The sequence below is a fragment of the Mucilaginibacter sp. genome, from assembly GCF_025362475.1.
Classification (GTDB): Bacteria; Bacteroidota; Bacteroidia; order Sphingobacteriales; family Sphingobacteriaceae; genus Mucilaginibacter.
On record NZ_JANYGH010000008.1, the window covers coordinates 1 to 18,983 of the forward strand.

An 18,983-nucleotide genomic window follows, 5' to 3' on the forward strand; every position below is an offset into this window, starting at 1 on the left:
ACGGGTATAACGGGTTATGAATTTCATTATGCCCTTTATGAGAAAGGAAGCTTTTACAAACGGCACCTGGATAATTTTAAGCAAAACGGAACAAGGACCTACTCCATGATCATGTACCTGAATAACGAGGTGGATGGTGGCGATCTCCGTATTTACCAGGGAACGGAATGGCAGGATATATCGCCCAATGCCGGTAAAAGCGTGTTCTTTAAAAGTAACGAACTGGAGCATGAAGTTTTAGTAACCCACTTGCCAAGAATGAGTATTACCGGGTGGTTAAAGGTTGCCCGATAATACTCACCCAAAAATAAGTTTACAATTTTTTATCCTGATAAGATCGGATCACAATCGGCCCTAACAAGCCCGACGGCATTAAACAGGAGTATTCCGTACACGGTCCGGCAGACTTGCCGCATTAAAAAGAAACGTGCACGTTGGTAATCTGCACGACGGTCACCAAAAATAAGCTTCCAAACAAACACCTGCACTTCGTCGATGATGGTCCGATCCTTTGCTAAATAAACATCAGTGCGCTAAACCCAGGCCAAATTGTAGACAACCATAAAGCCTAAAAACAAAAAGAGCCTTCAAGTTTGAACTTAAAGGCTCTAAAAGCTGCTCCTGAGCCTGGACTCGAACCAGGGACCCTCTGATTAACAGTCAGATGCTCTAACCAGCTGAGCTACTCAGGAATAATTTTCCGGTTTGGAGTGTGCAAAAGTATGATTTCTGATGTAATTTCCCAATATTTTTTTTAAAAAAATATAAATGGTTAAAGATGAGATTGTTTAAATTATTAATTGGGTTAATAGTTATTGTAAATAATTGGCGATATTGAAAAGTATAGTCTCAATAAATTGTCGTCTTATTATCATGTGTGGGTTAAAAATGGCATATTTGCAAAAAAAATATAAATATTTAAATGAGTTTATTAGTTATTGGTACTGTGGCATTTGACGCTATTGAAACTCCCTTTGGGAAGACAGAAAAAATCGTGGGAGGGTCTGCAACCTTCGCAAGTTTGGGCGCATCTTACTTTTTTGATGATATAAATATCGTTGCTGTGGTGGGTGATGACTTTCCGCAAAGCGAGATTGAAGACCTGAATAATCACAATATTGATACAGAAGGACTGCAAATTAAAGAAGGAGAAAAGTCTTTTTTCTGGAGCGGCAAGTATCACAATGATATGAACACCAGGGATACGCTGGTTACCGAACTTAATGTTTTGGCCGATTTTGACCCAATCATCCCCAATACATACCAGGATTGCGAATTCCTGATGTTGGGTAATCTTTCTCCCCAGGTACAGCAAAGCGTTATCAACAGGCTAACCAAGCGCCCAAAACTTATTGTAATGGATACGATGAACTTTTGGATGGACATTGCCCTTGATGAACTTTTAAAGACCATCAGCATGGTTGATGTTTTAACAATTAATGATGCCGAGGCCCGTCAGCTTTCTGGCGAGTACTCATTGGTTAAAGCTGCCCGCAAAATATTAACCATGGGCCCCAAATATCTGATCATCAAAAAAGGCGAACACGGAGCTCTGCTTTTTCATGAAGATAAAATATTCAGCGCACCTGCCTTACCACTGGCCGAAGTATTTGACCCTACAGGCGCTGGCGATACTTTTGCCGGGGGATTTATAGGCTATATGGCCAAAGTTGGCACAGTGAGCTTTAATAACATCAAAAACGGAATCATCTTTGGGTCTGCACTGGCTTCGTTTTGTGTTGAAAAGTTTGGATCTGAAAGATTGAGGAATTTAACACAGGAAGAAATAGTCGCCCGCATACAGGAATTTATAAGCCTGGCAAAATTTGAGATATAAGAAACTCAACTAAATCCTCTGGTAGAGGAGGTTGTTTACTTATTTTAAATTTAGCACAATTGAAACTTACGAAGTTTTAAAACTTCGTAAGTTTTTCTTTTTAAAACACCTGCTTAGTGAGCCGGAGAGCTTAGTCTGCCTACTTTTTCAAATTTTTCAAACACAGTTTCTGTATGCGGAGCATCCACAAGCTCGGGTGTCAGATCCTGGCCGGCCCAGTGCTCGTAATGTTTCCCGTTTCTCCAAAGGCGGCTTTCAGTCACATCATATATAATACCCTTATAGGCCACCCAGATCTGCGGCTTATCCTGCCCGTTACGAAGGGCCAGCTGTGACTTTGTATATTCAGGCAGATTTGCCATTTATTTTTCTTTTAGCTCTAAAATATTCAAAAAAACCAATATTCATCAGCAACAGGGCCATTAAATAAAAATGATCTTCTACGGGGATCGTCCCTACCCTTCTGCCCAAATTCTGGTTGTTATTATAAAGCACTATGGGTATTGCAGTTAAAAACCCATTCACTATGTAAAACGGAATAAGCGCAACCAAATAGGTTATATAAAATTGGTTAAGCCAGTTTACCTTCATGCCAAATTGCAGCACCGCCATCAATAATACTAAAAGGCCAAAAGTAACGGCAGTATAAATCCTGTTGTAATAAAACACCAGCGCCAATATGCTGATCAATACAATCAACCCGCTAATGATGGCGCTAAGCTGTAACCTCATCCTCCACTTCACATAATAGTTTAAGCAAGCATGTATAAACAGGCACGCAAAGGGCACGGTTAAAAAAAACAACATCTCCTCCAATGGCAAGCCCCAAAAAGCTATGCCAATAATGTAATGCGGGTTGAAGGACCATACGCCTTTCATGGTGAACAATACATCCCAAAACAAAAAGAAAATTCCTGTTACCAACATTCCGGGCCACATGAACTTCCAGCTTTTATAAAAATGCACCTTTTTATCAAACGATAAAACAACTGGAAAAAACACCGTGAGGATATTTATAAGCAGGTAAGTGTATTTCACTTTAATTCAACTAAATATTTATTCAGCTCATCATTTTGGGCGGGTGTGCAGCGTTTGGAATGGATCAAAAATTTAATAATGGCTACAGTAAGCTCCTTATCGGCAGTGCCATAATTTTTTTTATCTAACTGAGCTATAATATCTTCTCTATCAGCAACCAAATCTTTATTAAAACCTAAAAAACCGGGCACATTGTGCTCAATAGAGAAACGCAAAAACCTGATCTCGATATTATGCGGATCGGCATTTACGGCTGTTTGAAAAACTTTTTCCGAATTATTTAAAAACTTGACCTTCATGTATGGATTCCAGGCGTGTTTAGCTTTACAGGATAGTAAAGCCCCCATATATCCACTGATTAACCCTGTCCGGTTTTTTACGGAGGCAAGGCTCTTGTATAAGGAATCGGTGGTTTTACTGTTATCAATAGCTAATACCAATTGCTTGCGTATACTTTTTAGGTTGATGTCATCGGCCTCTACATTCTGTACTATCAGCAATAAAAAAAACGAGGCTACTATAAATACGCGATGAATCATCAAATTACATTTAGTTTTTGTTGTAATACAGCTTTAACGTACAAACCTATTTTGCAGGTATCAGAAACACGGATTCTTTTTTGCATTATAACGTTTGCCGGTGTATTCTTTATTTTTTTAAACAGTTGCAGATAGTAAGTATAGGCAATATAAACCCCTAACCGTGCACCAACTGGCAGCCGTTTTATGCCTGCAAAAGCGGCATCAAAATCACTTTGAATATTGGCCTGTATATTCAATTTAACCTGCTCTGTAAAATTATTAAAATCAACACCAGGAAAATAAGTTCTGCCACGTTCTTCAAAATCCGACCTTATATCCCGCAAAAAATTCACTTTTTGAAAAGCTGCCCCAAGGCTGCGGGCCTGCGGCAAAAGTGCATGGTAAAGATCATCATCGTTATTGGCAAAAACACGCAGGCACATCAACCCTATTGCTTCTGCCGATCCATAAATGTAGGCATTATATTCGTCCCCATCATACACTTTTTGATCAAGGTCCATTTCCATTGACCGTAAAAAGGCGTCAATGAGCTGATGATCTATACCATACCTGTTAACCACCTGCTGAAAAGAATGAATAACCGGGTTAAGACTTATACCCTCTTCAATAGCCTTAAAGGTTTCTCTTCTGAAATTGCAAATCAGCCTTACTTTATCATATTCATGAAACGTATCCACAATTTCATCGGCAAACCTTACAAAGCCATAAATAGCATAAATAGGATACCTGTAATCCGCATCAAATGCCTTTATCCCCAAACTAAAGGAGGTACTATATTTTTGAGTGATCAGCTTACTGCACTCAAAACAGGTTTCATCATACAGATTCATCTACTTTAATTCAATATTGTTCCAAAAATACATTTTTATAACCATATTGTTTTTTATTTCACCCATAAAACAATTTGCATAACTTGGGCCTAATATAAATATATGGTCAGCAACAAACATATTATTGTTATAGGAGCCGGTTTTGCAGGCTTATCAGCCGCTTGTGTTTTAGCCAAAGAGGGGCTTAAAGTGACTGTACTTGAAAAGAACGACCAACCGGGTGGCAGGGCCAGAGTTTGGGAACAGGATGGTTTTAAGTTTGATATGGGCCCAAGCTGGTATTGGATGCCGGATGTGTTTGAAAACTTTTTCGCCCTGTTTGGTAAAAAAACTGCTGATTATTATAAACTGGAACGACTGGATCCTGGTTACCGTATTTATTTTGGAAAGGCCGATACGATGGATGTGCCGGCAGGAATGCCAGAGTTGGAGGCCCTCTTTGAGGAAACAGAACCGGGCAGCAGCTTAAAATTAAGGGAATTTTTAAAACAGGCCGAATACAAATACAAAGTTGGCATGGGCGAATACGTATTTCGTCCGTCGCATTCCATAACAGAGTTTATAGATCTCAACCTGATCAAAAAAAGTTTCAGTCTGCAATTATTGGGCAGCATGAGTAAGCATGTGCGCAAGTATTTCAAAAATCCCAAACTGATAAAACTACTGGAATTCCCCGTGTTATTTCTTGGCGCTACACCTCAAAAAACACCTGCCATGTATAGCATGATGAACTATGCCGATCTTACCCTCGGAACCTGGTACCCACATGGAGGCATGAACCAGATTGTGAAAGCCATGGTAAGCCTGGCCCAGGAACTTGGCGTGGAGATAAAGCTAAATACGGAAGTTACCAGGATCAATATAGAAAACAAAACAGTAAGTAGCATCGATACCAACCAGGGAGTTTACCATGCTGATTTTGTAATTGCCGGGGCCGATTATGAGCATATTGATCAACACTTATTAGATAAGCAACATCAAAATTATACAGCCAGGTACTGGGACAGCCGTAGTATGTCGCCATCGAGCCTGTTGTTTTATATAGGCACCAACAAAAAGATAGCGGGAATAAAACACCATAATTTATTTTTTGATGAGGACTTTGAGCTTCATGCCAAAGAAATTTATACTACGCCCACCTGGCCAACAAACCCTTTATTTTATGTTTGCTGCGCCTCAAAAACAGATAGCACCGTAGCGCCGCCGGGCGGCGAAAACCTTTTCTTCCTGATGCCTGTTGCCCCGGGCTTGCATGATGATGAAAGTATCCGTGAAAAATACTTAGACTTAATGCTTGATCGCTTTAAACAGATCACAGGCCAGGATATCCGCGATTCGATAGTTGTTAAGCGGAGTTATGCCCTAAACGATTTTAAAGCCGATTACCACTCATTTAAAGGCAATGCCTACGGACTTGCCAACACCTTATCGCAAACAGCATTCTTTAAACCTGCCATGCGGGCAAAGCATATCAAAAACATGCTGTATACCGGGCAGTTAACCGTACCGGGGCCCGGTGTTCCGCCGGCTATCATTTCAGGGCAGGTGGTGGCTATGGAGGCGATAAAGAGCCTTACCTAAATAGCCGGACTTTCACAAAACGAGAAAACCCGCCTGATCAGCGGGTTTTCCTATATATATAAATATTATATTGAGTTTATGATATTAGTTCTCTGCGTAAACAGGTTTGGCAATACCGTTATCATAAGCTTTTAAGTTTTTCTTTAATAGCTTACGTGCCACGTGTATCCGGGTTTTTACCGTGCCGATAGGAATCTCTAAATGATCGGCTATCTCATGGTATTTATGACCTTCAAAATACATGGTAAATGGTATATAATAATCTCCAGGCAGTCTGTCTAAAGCTCTTTTAATATCATCCATCACAAATTTGGCTTCCCCCTGGTTTTTTGTTGAACTGAATACCAGGTTTGGCGATGAAATCTCGTCACTCTTGGTAACAAATGTGCTCATTTTAACAAAACGGCGGTAGTTATTAATAAATGTATTTTTCATGATGGTGTATAACCATCCTTTTAAATTTGTTCCTTCTTTAAACTTATTATAATAAGTTATGGCCTTCAACATTGTATCCTGAACAAGGTCGTTAGCATCGTCTGCGTCATGCGTGAAATGTAAGGCGTATGACCTTAATGATGTTGCCTGACGTAGTACTAGGGTGTTAAACTCAATCTTTGTCATTTTGTTAAAGTTTTGTGTTAACAGTTAGGCAAGCATGATGCCATTTACCAACCCATTAAAAACAAATCCTTCCAATAAATACAAAAACAGCGTGTTTACCTAATCGTGTACACATTACACTGCAATTACAATTAAAATACTAATATACAGCCGATTAAAACCACCAAAAAGCAAATAAAAACAGTCTGTAAAGGCCACAATTGTACCGTAAATATTATTTACAATTGATGAAAACAAAATGAAAAATTTAGTTGAAATTTAATTTTTTAACTAATAATATTGACCTCGCGTTGTAGCATAACGCCAAATTTAGTGTACACACTGTCTATGATTTGCGACGAAAAGCTGTACACTTCCTGTCCTGTGGCCCCCCCATGGTTCACTAATACCAGGGCTTGATTTTTCCAGGTTCCTGTGTGGCCAACTGTTTTTCCCTTCCATCCGCACTGCTCAATAAGCCATCCGGCAGCTAATTTTACCTGTTCATCGGCGGCTGGATAATTTACAACATCGGGGTACTTAGTGTGTACTGCTTCAAATTCCTGCTTGCTTATCACCGGATTTTTAAAGAAACTACCGGCATTGCCTATGGTTGAAGGATCGGGCAGTTTGGATACCCTGATATGTGATACTACCTGCGAAATATCTCTTATTGTAGGCGATGTAATGCCCCGGTTTGCCAGCTCCTGCCCTATTGCGCCATATTGCGTGTTGATGTTTGGGATAAGCGACAAATGAAACTTTACCGATACAATAATGTACTGGCCCTTTAGCTCGCTTTTAAATACACTTTCCCGGTAACCAAATTTGCAATCGGCCTTGCTAAACGTTTTAAAAGTACTGGTTGCAATTTCAAAAGCTTTGCAGCTCACAAAAGCATCTTTAAGCTCAACCCCATAAGCGCCAATATTTTGAATGGGAGATGCCCCCACCGAGCCAGGGATGAGGCTCAGGTTTTCAATCCCGGCATATTCACGGGCTACGCAAAAGTTTACCAGGTCGTTCCATACCTCGCCGCCGCCAACTTCAACAAATACATCGTTATGGCTTATGCGATGCTCAATACCGCGGATGTTCATACGGATAACCAGGCCATCAAAATTGGTAACCAATAGCAAATTGCTGCCTCCACCTATTACTAACCTTTCAGTTTGCAGCCATAACGGATCGGCAAACAATTCAACAAGGTCATCTTCATGGGCTATCTCTACAAAATACCGGGCATGGGCATCAATACCAAAAGTGTTAAAGTTTTTAAGTGATACGTTTTCCTGTATTTGCAGCATAGTATTTTGATTTCGGAATTACGGCGAATTTCGGAATTTTTATTTTGCGATGCCTCCTATCCTTACCAAAAAGAAATGATTAAGTGCAGTTAACCTTTTTGATTCGATGATGAACGGTAAGGTTATATTTTCATTAGGATAATTATCAAATGATTGAATCAATTGAAATGGCGTGTTATTTTTTTGCAGATCGGCCTTTTGCCCCTCATTAATTAATATTAGCGCGTTGCTATGCTTAAGGGCATCTGCCATATCCATAAAAGTAACTGGCTGATGGGTATAAAACTCAAAAGCATTTGGCACATTGAACGCTGATATGATTTCTTCTTTTGGATGATATTGATTGATAAACGCTGCCGCCTGTACATCCCCTTTTAAATCAACGAGTGTTGGGTACACTAAAGTTACCATGTAACTGTTAACAAAAAGGCTAACGCAGCAAGTAAATAAAAACAAAGCCCTCATCTTTGTTTCGCTATAATTATAGATATACCAGGTAATTAATGCCAAAGCAATGCCCAGCATTAAAAATACCGGCCAGCGCCCGGGTGCAAAAATGAAGTTCAACACCACAACCGCCATAATCAACAGCACACTTATGGTATACTGCGAGATACTAAAAAAAAGATTTTTATTACTGCCGATAACCTCCTTTATAAATACCGCCGTTATAATAGCAAAGAAGGGAAACAGGATATTGGTATAAAAAGGAAGCTGAAATTTGGAGATTGAAAAAACCAGTAACATGATCAGCGCGCCGCTAATGGTAATATACTCCGGCAGTACTATCTTTTTAATTATTTTATGGATAACGCGAAACAGAGCAAAATAAAACAACAATGCCCAGGGAGCAAAAGCCCAAAGCAGGGTATGCACAAAAAAGAAGACGTTACCATGCGTGTTCCTGATAAAGCTGTTATTATTGAAGCGCCCAAATTGGCTATCCCACAAAAACCAATGAATACCCGATATACCCGACTTGCCAAAAACTATCTTTTCGGGATGCGTATCGAATTGAATATATAGGGTATAAATTTCCGGAAGTACAAAGACCGCTACCAAAACAAAGGATAGTAGCCATTTCCATTGAAAAAGCCCCTTAATATCTTTCCGGAACAGGTAGTCACCTACAATTCCACTCCCGATAGGGATTAGCAGGTAGATCCCTTTCGTCATTACCGCACAGGCTGTAAACAGAGTGGCCAGTAAAATATCTGCCCATGTAAACCGGTCTTTTACTTTACAAAAATGATAAACAGCGCCCATTAACAAACCCATAATATAAGGTTCGGCGCGTACATCCGTATTTGACATCACCACGTGCTGAGCGGTAAGTAATATCAGTACAGCAATCAGCGCCGTTTCAACATCATAAAACTTTTTGGCGAGCTTGTAAGTATAGATAGCCGACAGGAAGAAAAACAGCAAAGCAGGCAATTTATAAGCTATGGTATTGATGCCCAAAATTTTGAAACTAATAGCTGTCATCCAAAACGGAAAATGCGGTTTATCCAACCAATCCTTACCATGATACATCAGATCGGTAAAGTTGAAGCTTTGAGCCATGTTACGTGCCAGTACACTGTACAAAGCAGGATCGTCTGTAAAATATTTTACACCAATGCCAGCCAGGTTTACCAATATGGCTATAACGAGTACTAATAAATATGGCTTTTTTTGCGCGTAAAGTATGGAGAAGGCAAATCTATTCACAAGAATATTTAGGGTTATGTAGCAGATTTCATCAAAAGCGTGGCAGATGTAAAGTGTCTGATTATTTCAAATGGCGCATTCCTTTCGTTTTGCAAAAATAAGCTACCGATGTTTCCTTAACTTAACGGTATTGATATATAATGGTGAAATAGTACAGCTGTTACCTATTCCAGGGCAGGTATTTTACTGTATTAGCTGCTTGTAAAGTTGGCGCTCCTGCATTCAGTTTTTCGCCATTCATAACCCGTTCATAAAGCTGCAGGTACTTTTGCGCCATTTTTTGCACGGTAAAATTTTCCATAGCATAATCATGGCATAGCTGGTTGCTAAAATCCGCAACAGATTTAAGGCCTTCTGCAAGTACCGAACTGCTATTACTGAGTATACCTACTTCGGGTGCAACCAACTCGGGCAATGACCCATAAGGCGTCCCAAACACCGGGCATCCATAATATAAGCTTTCAATAATAGCTAAGCCAAATGGCTCGTGCCAAAGCACCGGGAACAACAGCGCCTTTGAACTGTTGAGCACTACTGCCTTTTTATCATTATCAACCATCCCTTTAAACCTCACATTTAAGTTGAATGTAAACCGGAAGCCCATTGTTAAATTTAAACGAGTACCGCCCAATACAATCAGTTTATTACCGCTTTGGGTAGCTACATCAATTGCACCTTTAACGTTTTTAACCTTCCAGGCCGCCTTTGCCAAAAAATGGGTATGAATGCGCTTTTTTGACAGATCGGGTTTAGGGTAATCATCAGGGTCAAGGCCGTGATGGACAAAGGCTGTGCCCCCATACCGGGCCGCATGATTGGCCGAAACAAATACCGAATTTTGATCTAACAGATCTCCGTATGCAGGATTGTTATGTACATTAACCAGGTAGGGCTTTTTAGTAAAGTTATTTACCTGGAAATGAAAATGTACCACGTCAATATCATCAGGCACCTGCTTACTTATATCAACGGTGGGATTATAAACCAAAATTTTAGCAAAAGGACAGGAAGAACCAGCCGCTACGAGGTAAGTAATTTGATGCCCTAAACGCTGAAGCGCTGCACCCAGCCACCAGATCATTCTTTCAGTTCCGCCGTATTTTGCTGCGGGTATTTGGGTATTGTTTACTATTAAAATCTTCATTCAAAAATGTAATCGCCCGAATTTCGCAATTTAAATTGGATTGCTATAAAGGAATACCCGTGTGGCCCCCGCAATCATTCCTCTAAATTGCCTATTTTAGAATTTTCATGTCAACAATATAATTTATCAACTTTTTTAATTATTTTAGGAACTTGATTAACTTATTAACGATTTAACTAAAAGAAATGACATCAATTAGCAATCCTGTAATATCTGTACAAAAAAAATCAGCGATAAACCCTATCATTATCATAGGCGCCTTATTTTTCATCTTCGGCTTTGTAACCTGGTTAAATTCGGTATTGATACCTTATTTAAAAATTGCATGTCAGTTAAATAACTTTGAATCGTACCTGGTAACCAGCGCGTTTTATATAGCTTACCTGTTAATGGCCAAACCATCCGCCTGGGTGCTTAAACTATTTGGGTTTAAAAATGGAATGGCAGTTGGGCTAATAGTTATCGCACTTGGCGCTCTTATATTTATTCCCGCAGCACTCACCAGGGTTTATTCTGTTTTCTTAATCGGCTTATTTGTACAGGGCACAGGGTTGGCTATTTTACAGTCGGCATCAAATCCGTATATCACCATTATTGGGCCACCAGAAGGCGCCGCCAAACGCATGAGTATCATGGGTATCTTTAATAAATGCGCAGGCGTGCTGGCCCCTATAGCCCTGGGTGCATTGGTATTAAACAATATAGATGGCTTTAGCGCCAACCTGATAAAGCTTACCCCCGCAGAAAAAATAATACAGCTTAACGAGTTAGCAGCAAGGGTAATTCTTCCCTATATCATTATAGTTGTTGTCCTTTCGGTTTTAGCAGTGCTGATCTATTTTTCGGGCTTACCCGAAATTGATACCGAGCACGAGGACGAAGCTGTTGCAGCAGCCAACTCTGGCAAAAGCAGCATTTTCCAGTTCCCGCATTTAATATTAGGTGTAATCGCCTTGTTTTTTTATGTAGGTGCCGAAGTAATTGCCGGCGATTCAATCATCGGCTATGGTACGGCAAATCATATCCCGTTATCAGTTGCTAAGTATTTCGCCTCGGGTACGCTGATATGTATGGTTATTGGTTATTGTGCGGGCATCCTGTTTATTCCCCGTTACATCAGCCAGCAAAAAGCATTGGTTTATTCGGCTATATTAGGTGCTGTGTTAACCATTTTAGCATTAGTTACTCCTAAATATATCTCGATAGGATGTATAGCGCTCTTAGGCTTAGCAAACGCCTTAATGTGGCCTGCCATATGGCCATTAGCCCTATCAGGATTAGGCAGATTTACCAAAATTGGGTCATCGCTTTTGGTAATGGGTATAGCCGGCGCCGCCGTTTTCCCACCATTGTATGGCTTATTGGTTGATAAGCTATCGGCCCAGGAAGCTTATATGATACTGATCCCCATTTACCTGTTCATCTTTTATTTTGCAACCATTGGTTACAAAAAGGGGAAACATGTGATAGCGGTGTAAGCGGACACGCGGTGTTTAAATTCTCACAGGCAGCAAGATTCTAAGAAAATCAACCAAATATTCTGACGCTTTTGTGTACTTAATAAATAAAGCATCCTTTTAGTGCCCATATTAAGGCGACAAATATCCGCAACAGTATCAGATTATTATTTATATTTCGGGTATAAATTCACGTGAGTTAATGCCCGAAAATAAATTACATCCTAAAAGTAAATGGGATTCAAATTATATATTTCTAATTGTAGCTACTTGTGCGTCATTCCCTGTATTCACTTACCTTATCTATAAAAACTATGCATCTGGAAAGACACTAATACATGCAAGTTACTTTATAACGTTAGCAGGCGCCTTGTCTGAATATAAACGCGTTGTAACCTGGTCAACATTATTATTTACAGTTTTAGGATCATTCGCAATAAGTTTAATTGTATTTATACCCGCTTTTGCCGAACATTCCCGTCCCGAACAATTGGCAAATGGGTTTACAATTCTTTTCTATTGCCTTTTTATAATGATAGTAGTTTGTACAAAACTAAAAGAGCTTTCTCCTAAAATAAATGAGACTATAATTTTACTGCAAACCATAGCTATAATTTACTGGACTATGAATACTGATACATTGGATTTTAGTAGCTGGGTAGTAGATTTGATTATTCTTATAGGCTTCTTTTTGGGCCTATTTGCTTTATTCCAGGCATTCAGTTACAAGCCATATACAAAAACCGACAAACTATTATTGAGTATTTGGAGTAGTATGGTGATTTTTTTAATTGGATTTGACAATGCCAATAAAGTACTTGGAATTGGACAAATTGAGAATGCAAAAAACACCCTTCATATTACTATCCTTACGGCGCAATATTTTGTGCTTGGCATATCAAGCATATACATATGTAGTAATTTAGTGATGGTATTTTCTCTCTTTGCAGGTAGGGGCAAAATGACAACAAAAGAATATCGTAAAGGGATCAATGAATTAAAAGAGATGCACGCCTCAAGAGTTGAAACCCGCCAGCTAAAAAGAATAAACGCCTTCACTGTACTGCTATTTACAACAGCTATTTTTACAATCAATTATTACTTTAAATTACTGCCTGTCAACTTTTTAATATGGTTAGTCTTCATCCTGTTTTCTGTTATTGTTTTTTTTTACGACAAGAAGCTATATAAAGAAAATGAAGATGAAGGCCGCTCTGGTTATTACAGGAATTATAAACGATTTAGGTAATTTAGTTTGATATGACTACACTTTAAAGTCAATATTTCAAATCTCTATCGTGAATAACTCTAAAAATGCATTCGAGCATTTATTTGAAGCCTACGTTGTTGTCAGACAACTTTACCGCCTAAACCACTTCTTCCCAACAACCAGCAACCCAAACTCTTCAGCCGGATTCTTTTCCATTGATTTGTGGTGAATTTTATGCGCGCGGCGGATAGCCTTCAGATAATGATTATTACTTTTAAAAGCCTTGAACCGGTTATGGATAAACCAATCGTGAAATATGAAATAGATGGTGCCGTAAATACTGATCCCGGTACCTATCCAAAAAAGGTAATCTAAACTGAGGTGCCCTATCCACATCAGCCATAAAGCCAATGCAGCAAAGCCGATGCTGAATATATCGTTCAACTCCAAAAAGCTGTGCCTTTCCTGGTGATGGGTTTTATGAATAAACCACAGCGGCCCATGGAACAAATATTTGTGCATCACCCAGGAGATGAGTTCCATGCACATCACAGTCGCCACTATTAAAGCTATATTTATGAAGAAATTCATTGTTTAGTTGGCAGTTTTCTTTTTGCAGTTAGCATTATTTAACTAAACGGATGGCTTTAAAATAAGTTTGCAGTTTTAAGGCGTGATATTTCCGCTTAAAACTGCAAACTCAAAACTGCTTACTGAGAACTATATATGTATCGCTCTATTCTCCGTAGCTGCTAAACATGCTTCGCGCATGGCTTCAGTATAGGTTGGGTGAGCGTGGCTGATACGTGCAATATCTTCTGCACTTGCGCGGAATTCCATGGCAACTACCGCCTCGGCAATCATATCCGCAGCACGCGGACCAATCATGTGTACGCCTAAAATTTCGTCGGTAACGGCATCAGCCAATACTTTCACAAAACCATCCAAATCACCACTTGCACGGGCACGGCCGCTGGCTTTGAATGGGAACGAACCTGTTTTATATTTTACACCGGCGGCTTTCAATTGCTCTTCGGTTTGGCCAACAGCAGCAACCTCTGGCCAGGTATATACTACACCGGGGATCAGGTTATAATCAATGTGTGGTTTCTGGCCGGCAATGATCTCGGCAACTAATGTACCTTCATCTTCGGCTTTGTGGGCAAGCATAGCGCCTTTTATCACGTCGCCAATAGCGTAAACACCTTTAACGCTGGTTTCCAGGTGATCGTTAACGGTAATTTTACGGCCACGTTCTTCAACAGTGATACCTATTTTATCCAGACCTAAACCATCGGTGTAGGCAATCCTGCCAACAGCTACCAGGCAATAATCGCCTTTTAGTTCTTTCTTTTCGCCTTTAGGGGTATCAAAATTCACGGTCACTTCGTCACCGTTTACAGTAGCGCCGGTTACTTTATGACCCAGGTAAAACTCCATACCCAGTTTGGTTAATACTTTTTGCAACTCGCGGCCCAAACCCTTATCCATAGTTGGGATAATACCATCCATAAATTCAATTACAGAAACCTTGGAACCTAAACGTGCATAAACAGAACCCAGCTCCAAACCTATAACACCACCGCCAATCAATACCAGGTGCTTAGGTATTTCGGTAAGTGATAAAGCTTCTGTTGATGTGATGACGCGTTTTTTATCAATCGGCAAAAATGGCAATGCCGATGGTTTTGAGCCTGTAGCAATAATCACATTTTTACCGGTGATCTCGGTTTCGGTACCATCGGCTTTTTTAACGGTGATGGTATTTTTATCTTTAAAAGATCCTGTACCAAAATGAGTATCGATCTTGTTTTTCTTCATCAGGTAGCTAATACCGCTGGTATTGGCATCCACCACTTCCTGTTTGCGTTTTACCATCTGGCCAAAATCAACACCCAGATTATCCAGCTTAATACCATGTGTGGTAAAAGCGTGGGCAGCGTTATGGTAATGTTCGGATGAATCTAACAACGCCTTTGAAGGGATACAGCCAACGTTAAGGCAGGTACCGCCAAGGGTGTTATATTTTTCGACGATAGCGGTTTTTAAACCCAGCTGGGCACAACGTATAGCGGCAACATAGCCACCTGGGCCCGAACCGATAACGATAACATCATATTGCATAGTAGTGTTTTTTTGTGGATGGCAAAGTTAAGTAATATCAAAAGCAATAAAGATATATTTTATAGGTACAAGGTCAAAATTCGCAATACTTGTTTACCCAGGCACGGATAAGGGCCACGCGATCCTTGATAAACCTTGTACCAAAAAACAAATTCGACCAGTCATCAAAGTGTTCATGCTGAAATCCCAAATAGAAAATCCAGAACCCTACCCCAAGGTAAGGGATCGCTTTTAGCTCATCTTCGGTAACAGATCGGTTTTCACGATAACCTTTAACAAAAACAGCAAACATCCGCTCTGCTTCCGCATCGCTGAGTTTGCCGGTATAAACATGCATAAAAAAATGCACGAAGAATGACATCAGATCATTGGCAAGGTAACCCTTCCCGGCAAAATCAAAATCGAAAAAGGTTAAATTCCCAGTTTCATCAAAGTGAAAATTCTTAGGCAAAAAATCATACTGGCAATATCCGTAGCTAAATTTTGTGGCATCAAATGATGCTATTTTTTGAGCCACCTTGGCGGCAGTTTCAGTTAAATAAGCGTACTCATCCGGCAGCTCCTTAAACGCAGGCTCGAAACTTTTTAGGGGCTGGCTAAGTGTTGTTTCAACGGTATATTCTCTGCGGGGATGCTGGAGCTGGATAGCCGATGTTAAATTATGTACGGTAGCCATCTCCCTGCCAACCGTTTTTAGCTGCTCATCATTCAAATCAAGAACCGGGGCACCCTCGGCAAATGAAAACAAGATCCCATGGCGCATGCCTTCGGGGGCATTAAATTGTTGTAGCTGTTTGCCTTGTATATCCTTGATGGGATACGCTACCCTTCCGCCGCCATCTTTAAGCAGGTTTAACAACTCAATTTCGCCTTTTATCTCCTCAACCGAACGGTGCTGTTCACGGTAGATCTTTAAAACATATTTGGCATCGGTAGCCTCTATAATATAAGTATCACTCACTCCGCGTAATAAAAATTTGCAGGTTATCAGCCTTAAATTATAAGCATCTTCAATATACTTTTTTAAAGCAATGGCCGATAAGGTGGAATATTGTGCCGGGAAGTGCGTCATAGGTTTTAAAAATTAAAATGGGCCTGCAATGATACAAAATTGAATAAACTTAACACTGGGCTTATCCTTATTTTAGCCAATATTAGCCACTTATTACCACCTTAATGTAACAGTGTTGTATTAAATTATTTGTTCGCGATTATGTTGTTAAATTCGGCAGATATTTTGACTGACATTATGAATAAAACTATTTCGCTGTAAATGAAACAGGGCTTTTTATTGATCCTATTGTTTTTTTTGTGCTTAGGTACAAACTCTCAAGTATTAACGAACGGTCATCTGGTTTATTCCAACTTATCACACAACCATATCTACAGTGTGACCATCATAAAAAAGCTGAACGATCATACCCTTGCCTCAAATTCCAAATTAACTTTACTAGTATTGAATCAAGATAAAAAAATCCAACAGCGTATCAGTTTTAATACGGGGCTTTTGTTTGAAGATGCCTATACCAGCAATAAAAACGCCCGCTCCTATGTTACCGGCGTAAATAAGGATACCGAAGTTTCAGATTATGATTTTGGAGATCTTATTATTGCCGACCTTAATTTTGATGAAAAAGAAGACATCGCCATAAAATATGATTCGGGTGGCAACGGGGGCCCAGTTTATAATTTCTATTTGCAAGACAAAACAGGTAATTTTAAGTTGAGCAAATATCTTACAAATCGTGTTTGTTCGTTTCCGTTCTACATAGACAACAGACATAAAACAATTGCAACACAAATACACGCTAACGTATCCCAGGAAGGCAGAAAAACCTTTAAATATAATCCACTGACTAAAAAGTGGCGATTAGTAAAATGGGAAATGATCGGTACAAAAGAATAAAACAAATAATTTAATCTTAATTAATAAATGAAAGTCCGGATACTCGTATTCATAATTCTGTTTGGTGCTATTAAAACCCACGCTCAACTCCTGCAAGAAAAGGAAACCTTTACCCATGCCGATAGCTTGCGCGGTAACTTAACGCCATTACGCACGTGTTACGATATCAACTATTACCATCTTGATGTTAAATTTGATATCGCCCAAAAATCCATCAGCGGCAGTAACCTTTTTAAGTTTACCGCCACGCAAGATTTTACCCAGCTGCAGTTTGATTTGTTTGCTAACCTTAAAGTAGATAAGATACTTTACAAAGGCAAAATACTACCCTTTAAACGCGATGCCAACGCCGTGTTTGTGACCTTCCCTAAAGCTATTGCTAAAGGTAGTAAGGACCAGTTTACGGTATATTATTCTGGCAAACCAACCGTTGCCTTAAATGCACCTTGGGACGGCGGATTGGTATTTAAAAAAGATTCGTTAGGTAAACCATGGGTAGCTACTGCTTGCGAGGGCGTAGGTGCCAGTATCTGGTGGCCCAATAAAGATCACCTGAGCGACGAGGTTGATAGCATGCTTATCAGCATCAGTGTACCTAAGGGACTCAAAGATGTGTCTAACGGTCGCCTGCGTAAGGCAACCACATTAAAAGATGGTTACACCCGGTTCGATTGGTTTGTGGCAAACCCCATTAACAATTATGATGTAGTAGCCAACATTGGCGATTATGTTCATTTCAGCGACAGCTATATGGGCGAAAAAGGCAAGCTTACCATGGATTATTGGGTGCTGCCTGCAAGTCTTGAAAAAGCAAAAAAACATTTTAGTGCCAATGCAAAACCTATGCTTAAAGCTTTTGAACACTGGTTTGGCCCTTACCCTTTTTATGAGGATGGCTATAAACTGGTAGAAACCCCGCATTTAGGCATGGAACACCAGAGCGCTACCGCCTATGGTAACCACTTTTTAAATGGTTATATGGGCTACGATATGTCGGGCACGGGCTGGGGACTAAAATGGGATTACATCATCATTCACGAAAGCGGGCACGAATGGTTCGGCAACAACATTACCGGGAAAGATCTGGGCGATATGTGGGTCCATGAAAGCTTTACCTGCTATTCCGAATCCATGTTCATTGAAGATAACTGGGGCAAAAAAGCCGGACAGGAGTATAACTTTGGTTTAAGGGATGGTATTAATAACGACAGTCCATTGGTAGGCCCCTACAACGTGAACAAAGAAGGTTCGGGCGATATGTACCCTAAAGGTGCGGTTGTGCTCAACATGGTACGTACCATCATTAATGACGACGAAAAATGGCGGGATATTCTGCGAGGCCTAAACAAAACATTCTATCATCAAACGGTAACTTACGCGCAGGTTGTTGATTATATTAACGGGCAGTCGGGCAAAAACCTGTTACCGGTATTTGATCAATACATGCATTACAAAAACCTGCCAACGCTGGAGTTTGCTACAAAAGGCGGTAAATTTTGCAGCAGGTGGATAGCAGATGTAAAAGATTTTACCATGCCGGTTTTGGTACGGGTAAAAGGCGGCGAATATAAATTCATCACACCAACAACCCGTTTTACCCCCGTTGATTTGGAGGGCGCAGCCAAAGATAATATTGAGGTAGATACCTTTAACTTTTATATTGGGGTATTGGTTGATTAAATTGAGTGAGAGGT

18 protein-coding genes and 1 tRNA gene are annotated in these 18,983 nt (G+C 40.0%); 7 read left to right on the plus strand and 12 right to left on the minus strand.

Translation table 11 applies throughout. The annotated features are described in order from the left end of the window. On the plus strand, nucleotides 1–294 hold a 294-nt coding region (locus tag Q0R88_RS03780; protein WP_295712469.1), incomplete at its 5' end, for a 2OG-Fe(II) oxygenase. 324 nt (nucleotides 295–618) lie between these two features. On the opposite strand, the gene Q0R88_RS03785 is transcribed toward Q0R88_RS03780, so the two are convergent. Further along, nucleotides 619–692 (minus strand) — tRNA-Asn (locus Q0R88_RS03785). A gap of 230 nt (nucleotides 693–922) precedes the next feature. On the opposite strand from Q0R88_RS03785, the gene Q0R88_RS03790 reads away from it, so the two are divergent. After that, nucleotides 923–1,837, plus strand: a complete 915-nt coding sequence (locus tag Q0R88_RS03790) for a PfkB family carbohydrate kinase (RefSeq protein WP_295712472.1) — start codon at nucleotides 923–925, stop codon at nucleotides 1,835–1,837. A 113-nt stretch (nucleotides 1,838–1,950) separates the two neighbouring features. Here the strand turns inward: Q0R88_RS03790 and Q0R88_RS03795 are convergent, their stop codons facing one another. From Q0R88_RS03795 to Q0R88_RS03810, 4 genes are read right to left on the minus strand one after another with little or no spacing between them, the layout of a single operon-like run. Further along, nucleotides 1,951–2,199 (minus strand): cytochrome b5 domain-containing protein, encoded by a 249-nt coding sequence (locus tag Q0R88_RS03795; protein WP_295712475.1) that lies wholly within the window; start codon nucleotides 2,197–2,199, stop codon nucleotides 1,951–1,953. After that, nucleotides 2,183–2,875: a lycopene cyclase domain-containing protein gene (locus tag Q0R88_RS03800; protein ID WP_295712479.1), complete on the minus strand. Its 693-nt coding sequence runs from the start codon at nucleotides 2,873–2,875 to the stop codon at nucleotides 2,183–2,185. The genes Q0R88_RS03795 and Q0R88_RS03800 overlap by 17 nt, the downstream gene beginning before the upstream one ends. Continuing rightward, entirely contained in the window at nucleotides 2,872–3,414 is a 543-nt protein-coding gene (locus Q0R88_RS03805; protein WP_295712480.1) for a hypothetical protein, read from the minus strand. The genes Q0R88_RS03800 and Q0R88_RS03805 overlap by 4 nt, the downstream gene beginning before the upstream one ends. Next, nucleotides 3,414–4,247: a phytoene/squalene synthase family protein gene (locus tag Q0R88_RS03810; protein WP_295712483.1), complete on the minus strand. Its 834-nt coding sequence runs from the start codon at nucleotides 4,245–4,247 to the stop codon at nucleotides 3,414–3,416. Before Q0R88_RS03810 ends, Q0R88_RS03805 begins: the two co-directional genes overlap by 1 nt. A 102-nt stretch (nucleotides 4,248–4,349) precedes the next feature. On the opposite strand from Q0R88_RS03810, the gene crtI reads away from it, so the two are divergent. Continuing rightward, complete coding sequence (crtI, locus tag Q0R88_RS03815; RefSeq protein ID WP_295712486.1) at nucleotides 4,350–5,828, plus strand: phytoene desaturase family protein; 1,479 nt, start codon at nucleotides 4,350–4,352, stop codon at nucleotides 5,826–5,828. Between the two features lie 84 nt (nucleotides 5,829–5,912). Here crtI and Q0R88_RS03820 read toward each other — a convergent pair whose 3' ends face one another. The 4 genes from Q0R88_RS03820 to Q0R88_RS03835 form a co-directional block, all read right to left on the minus strand. After that, nucleotides 5,913–6,449 carry a sigma-70 family RNA polymerase sigma factor gene (locus Q0R88_RS03820; RefSeq protein ID WP_295712489.1) on the minus strand — a complete coding sequence of 179 codons (537 nt, stop codon included), beginning with the start codon at nucleotides 6,447–6,449 and terminating at the stop codon, nucleotides 5,913–5,915. Between the two features lie 266 nt (nucleotides 6,450–6,715). Beyond that, nucleotides 6,716–7,735: a UDP-N-acetylmuramate dehydrogenase gene (gene murB, locus Q0R88_RS03825; RefSeq protein WP_295712491.1), complete on the minus strand. Its 1,020-nt coding sequence runs from the start codon at nucleotides 7,733–7,735 to the stop codon at nucleotides 6,716–6,718. Between the two features lie 39 nt (nucleotides 7,736–7,774). Further along, on the minus strand, nucleotides 7,775–9,448 hold the full coding sequence (locus Q0R88_RS03830; RefSeq protein WP_295712494.1) for a glycosyltransferase family 39 protein: 1,674 nt from the start codon (nucleotides 9,446–9,448) through the stop codon (nucleotides 7,775–7,777). A gap of 160 nt (nucleotides 9,449–9,608) precedes the next feature. Next, nucleotides 9,609–10,592 (minus strand): glycosyltransferase, encoded by a 984-nt coding sequence (locus Q0R88_RS03835; RefSeq protein WP_295712497.1) that lies wholly within the window; start codon nucleotides 10,590–10,592, stop codon nucleotides 9,609–9,611. A 185-nt stretch (nucleotides 10,593–10,777) separates the two neighbouring features. Here Q0R88_RS03835 and Q0R88_RS03840 point away from each other — a divergent pair, with 185 nt between their 5' ends. Both Q0R88_RS03840 and Q0R88_RS03845 read left to right on the plus strand, forming a co-directional pair. Beyond that, nucleotides 10,778–12,070 carry a sugar MFS transporter gene (locus Q0R88_RS03840; protein WP_295712500.1) on the plus strand — a complete coding sequence of 431 codons (1,293 nt, stop codon included), beginning with the start codon at nucleotides 10,778–10,780 and terminating at the stop codon, nucleotides 12,068–12,070. A gap of 181 nt (nucleotides 12,071–12,251) precedes the next feature. Next, a complete protein-coding gene (locus tag Q0R88_RS03845) occupies nucleotides 12,252–13,298 on the plus strand; it encodes a hypothetical protein (RefSeq protein ID WP_295712503.1) in 1,047 nt (348 codons plus the stop codon). Between the two features lie 111 nt (nucleotides 13,299–13,409). On the opposite strand, the gene Q0R88_RS03850 is transcribed toward Q0R88_RS03845, so the two are convergent. From Q0R88_RS03850 to Q0R88_RS03860, 3 genes are all read right to left on the minus strand, one after another. Next, nucleotides 13,410–13,850 carry a sterol desaturase family protein gene (locus tag Q0R88_RS03850; RefSeq protein WP_295712506.1) on the minus strand — a complete coding sequence of 147 codons (441 nt, stop codon included), beginning with the start codon at nucleotides 13,848–13,850 and terminating at the stop codon, nucleotides 13,410–13,412. Between the two features lie 129 nt (nucleotides 13,851–13,979). After that, nucleotides 13,980–15,383 carry a dihydrolipoyl dehydrogenase gene (gene lpdA, locus Q0R88_RS03855; protein WP_295712508.1) on the minus strand — a complete coding sequence of 468 codons (1,404 nt, stop codon included), beginning with the start codon at nucleotides 15,381–15,383 and terminating at the stop codon, nucleotides 13,980–13,982. A 73-nt stretch (nucleotides 15,384–15,456) separates the two neighbouring features. After that, nucleotides 15,457–16,455, minus strand: a complete 999-nt coding sequence (locus Q0R88_RS03860) for a phosphotransferase (RefSeq protein ID WP_295712511.1) — start codon at nucleotides 16,453–16,455, stop codon at nucleotides 15,457–15,459. Nucleotides 16,456–16,839: 384 nt separating this feature from the next. Here Q0R88_RS03860 and Q0R88_RS03865 point away from each other — a divergent pair, with 384 nt between their 5' ends. Together Q0R88_RS03865 and Q0R88_RS03870 are read left to right on the plus strand one after the other, a co-directional pair. Beyond that, a complete protein-coding gene (locus tag Q0R88_RS03865; RefSeq protein ID WP_295712514.1) occupies nucleotides 16,840–17,289 on the plus strand; it encodes a hypothetical protein in 450 nt (149 codons plus the stop codon). 27 nt (nucleotides 17,290–17,316) lie between these two features. Then, nucleotides 17,317–18,969: a M1 family metallopeptidase gene (locus Q0R88_RS03870; protein ID WP_295712517.1), complete on the plus strand. Its 1,653-nt coding sequence runs from the start codon at nucleotides 17,317–17,319 to the stop codon at nucleotides 18,967–18,969. Nucleotides 18,970–18,983: the final 14 nt, after the last annotated feature.

Excerpts from the sequence above, each read along its gene's own strand:
- Q0R88_RS03790 (WP_295712472.1), top strand. The coding sequence starts at position 923 with ATGAGTTTATTAGTTATTGGTACTGTGGCATTTGACGCTATTGAAACT.
- Q0R88_RS03795 (WP_295712475.1), bottom strand. The coding sequence starts at position 2,199 with ATGGCAAATCTGCCTGAATATACAAAGTCACAGCTGGCCCTTCGTAAC.
- Q0R88_RS03805 (WP_295712480.1), bottom strand. The coding sequence starts at position 3,414 with ATGATTCATCGCGTATTTATAGTAGCCTCGTTTTTTTTATTGCTGATA.
- Q0R88_RS03810 (WP_295712483.1), bottom strand. The coding sequence starts at position 4,247 with ATGAATCTGTATGATGAAACCTGTTTTGAGTGCAGTAAGCTGATCACT.
- crtI (WP_295712486.1), top strand. The coding sequence starts at position 4,350 with ATGGTCAGCAACAAACATATTATTGTTATAGGAGCCGGTTTTGCAGGC.
- Q0R88_RS03820 (WP_295712489.1), bottom strand. The coding sequence starts at position 6,449 with ATGACAAAGATTGAGTTTAACACCCTAGTACTACGTCAGGCAACATCA.
- murB (WP_295712491.1), bottom strand. The coding sequence starts at position 7,735 with ATGCTGCAAATACAGGAAAACGTATCACTTAAAAACTTTAACACTTTT.
- Q0R88_RS03835 (WP_295712497.1), bottom strand. The coding sequence starts at position 10,592 with ATGAAGATTTTAATAGTAAACAATACCCAAATACCCGCAGCAAAATAC.
- Q0R88_RS03840 (WP_295712500.1), top strand. The coding sequence starts at position 10,778 with ATGACATCAATTAGCAATCCTGTAATATCTGTACAAAAAAAATCAGCG.
- Q0R88_RS03845 (WP_295712503.1), top strand. The coding sequence starts at position 12,252 with ATGCCCGAAAATAAATTACATCCTAAAAGTAAATGGGATTCAAATTAT.
- Q0R88_RS03850 (WP_295712506.1), bottom strand. The coding sequence starts at position 13,850 with ATGAATTTCTTCATAAATATAGCTTTAATAGTGGCGACTGTGATGTGC.
- lpdA (WP_295712508.1), bottom strand. The coding sequence starts at position 15,383 with ATGCAATATGATGTTATCGTTATCGGTTCGGGCCCAGGTGGCTATGTT.
- Q0R88_RS03860 (WP_295712511.1), bottom strand. The coding sequence starts at position 16,455 with ATGACGCACTTCCCGGCACAATATTCCACCTTATCGGCCATTGCTTTA.
- Q0R88_RS03870 (WP_295712517.1), top strand. The coding sequence starts at position 17,317 with ATGAAAGTCCGGATACTCGTATTCATAATTCTGTTTGGTGCTATTAAA.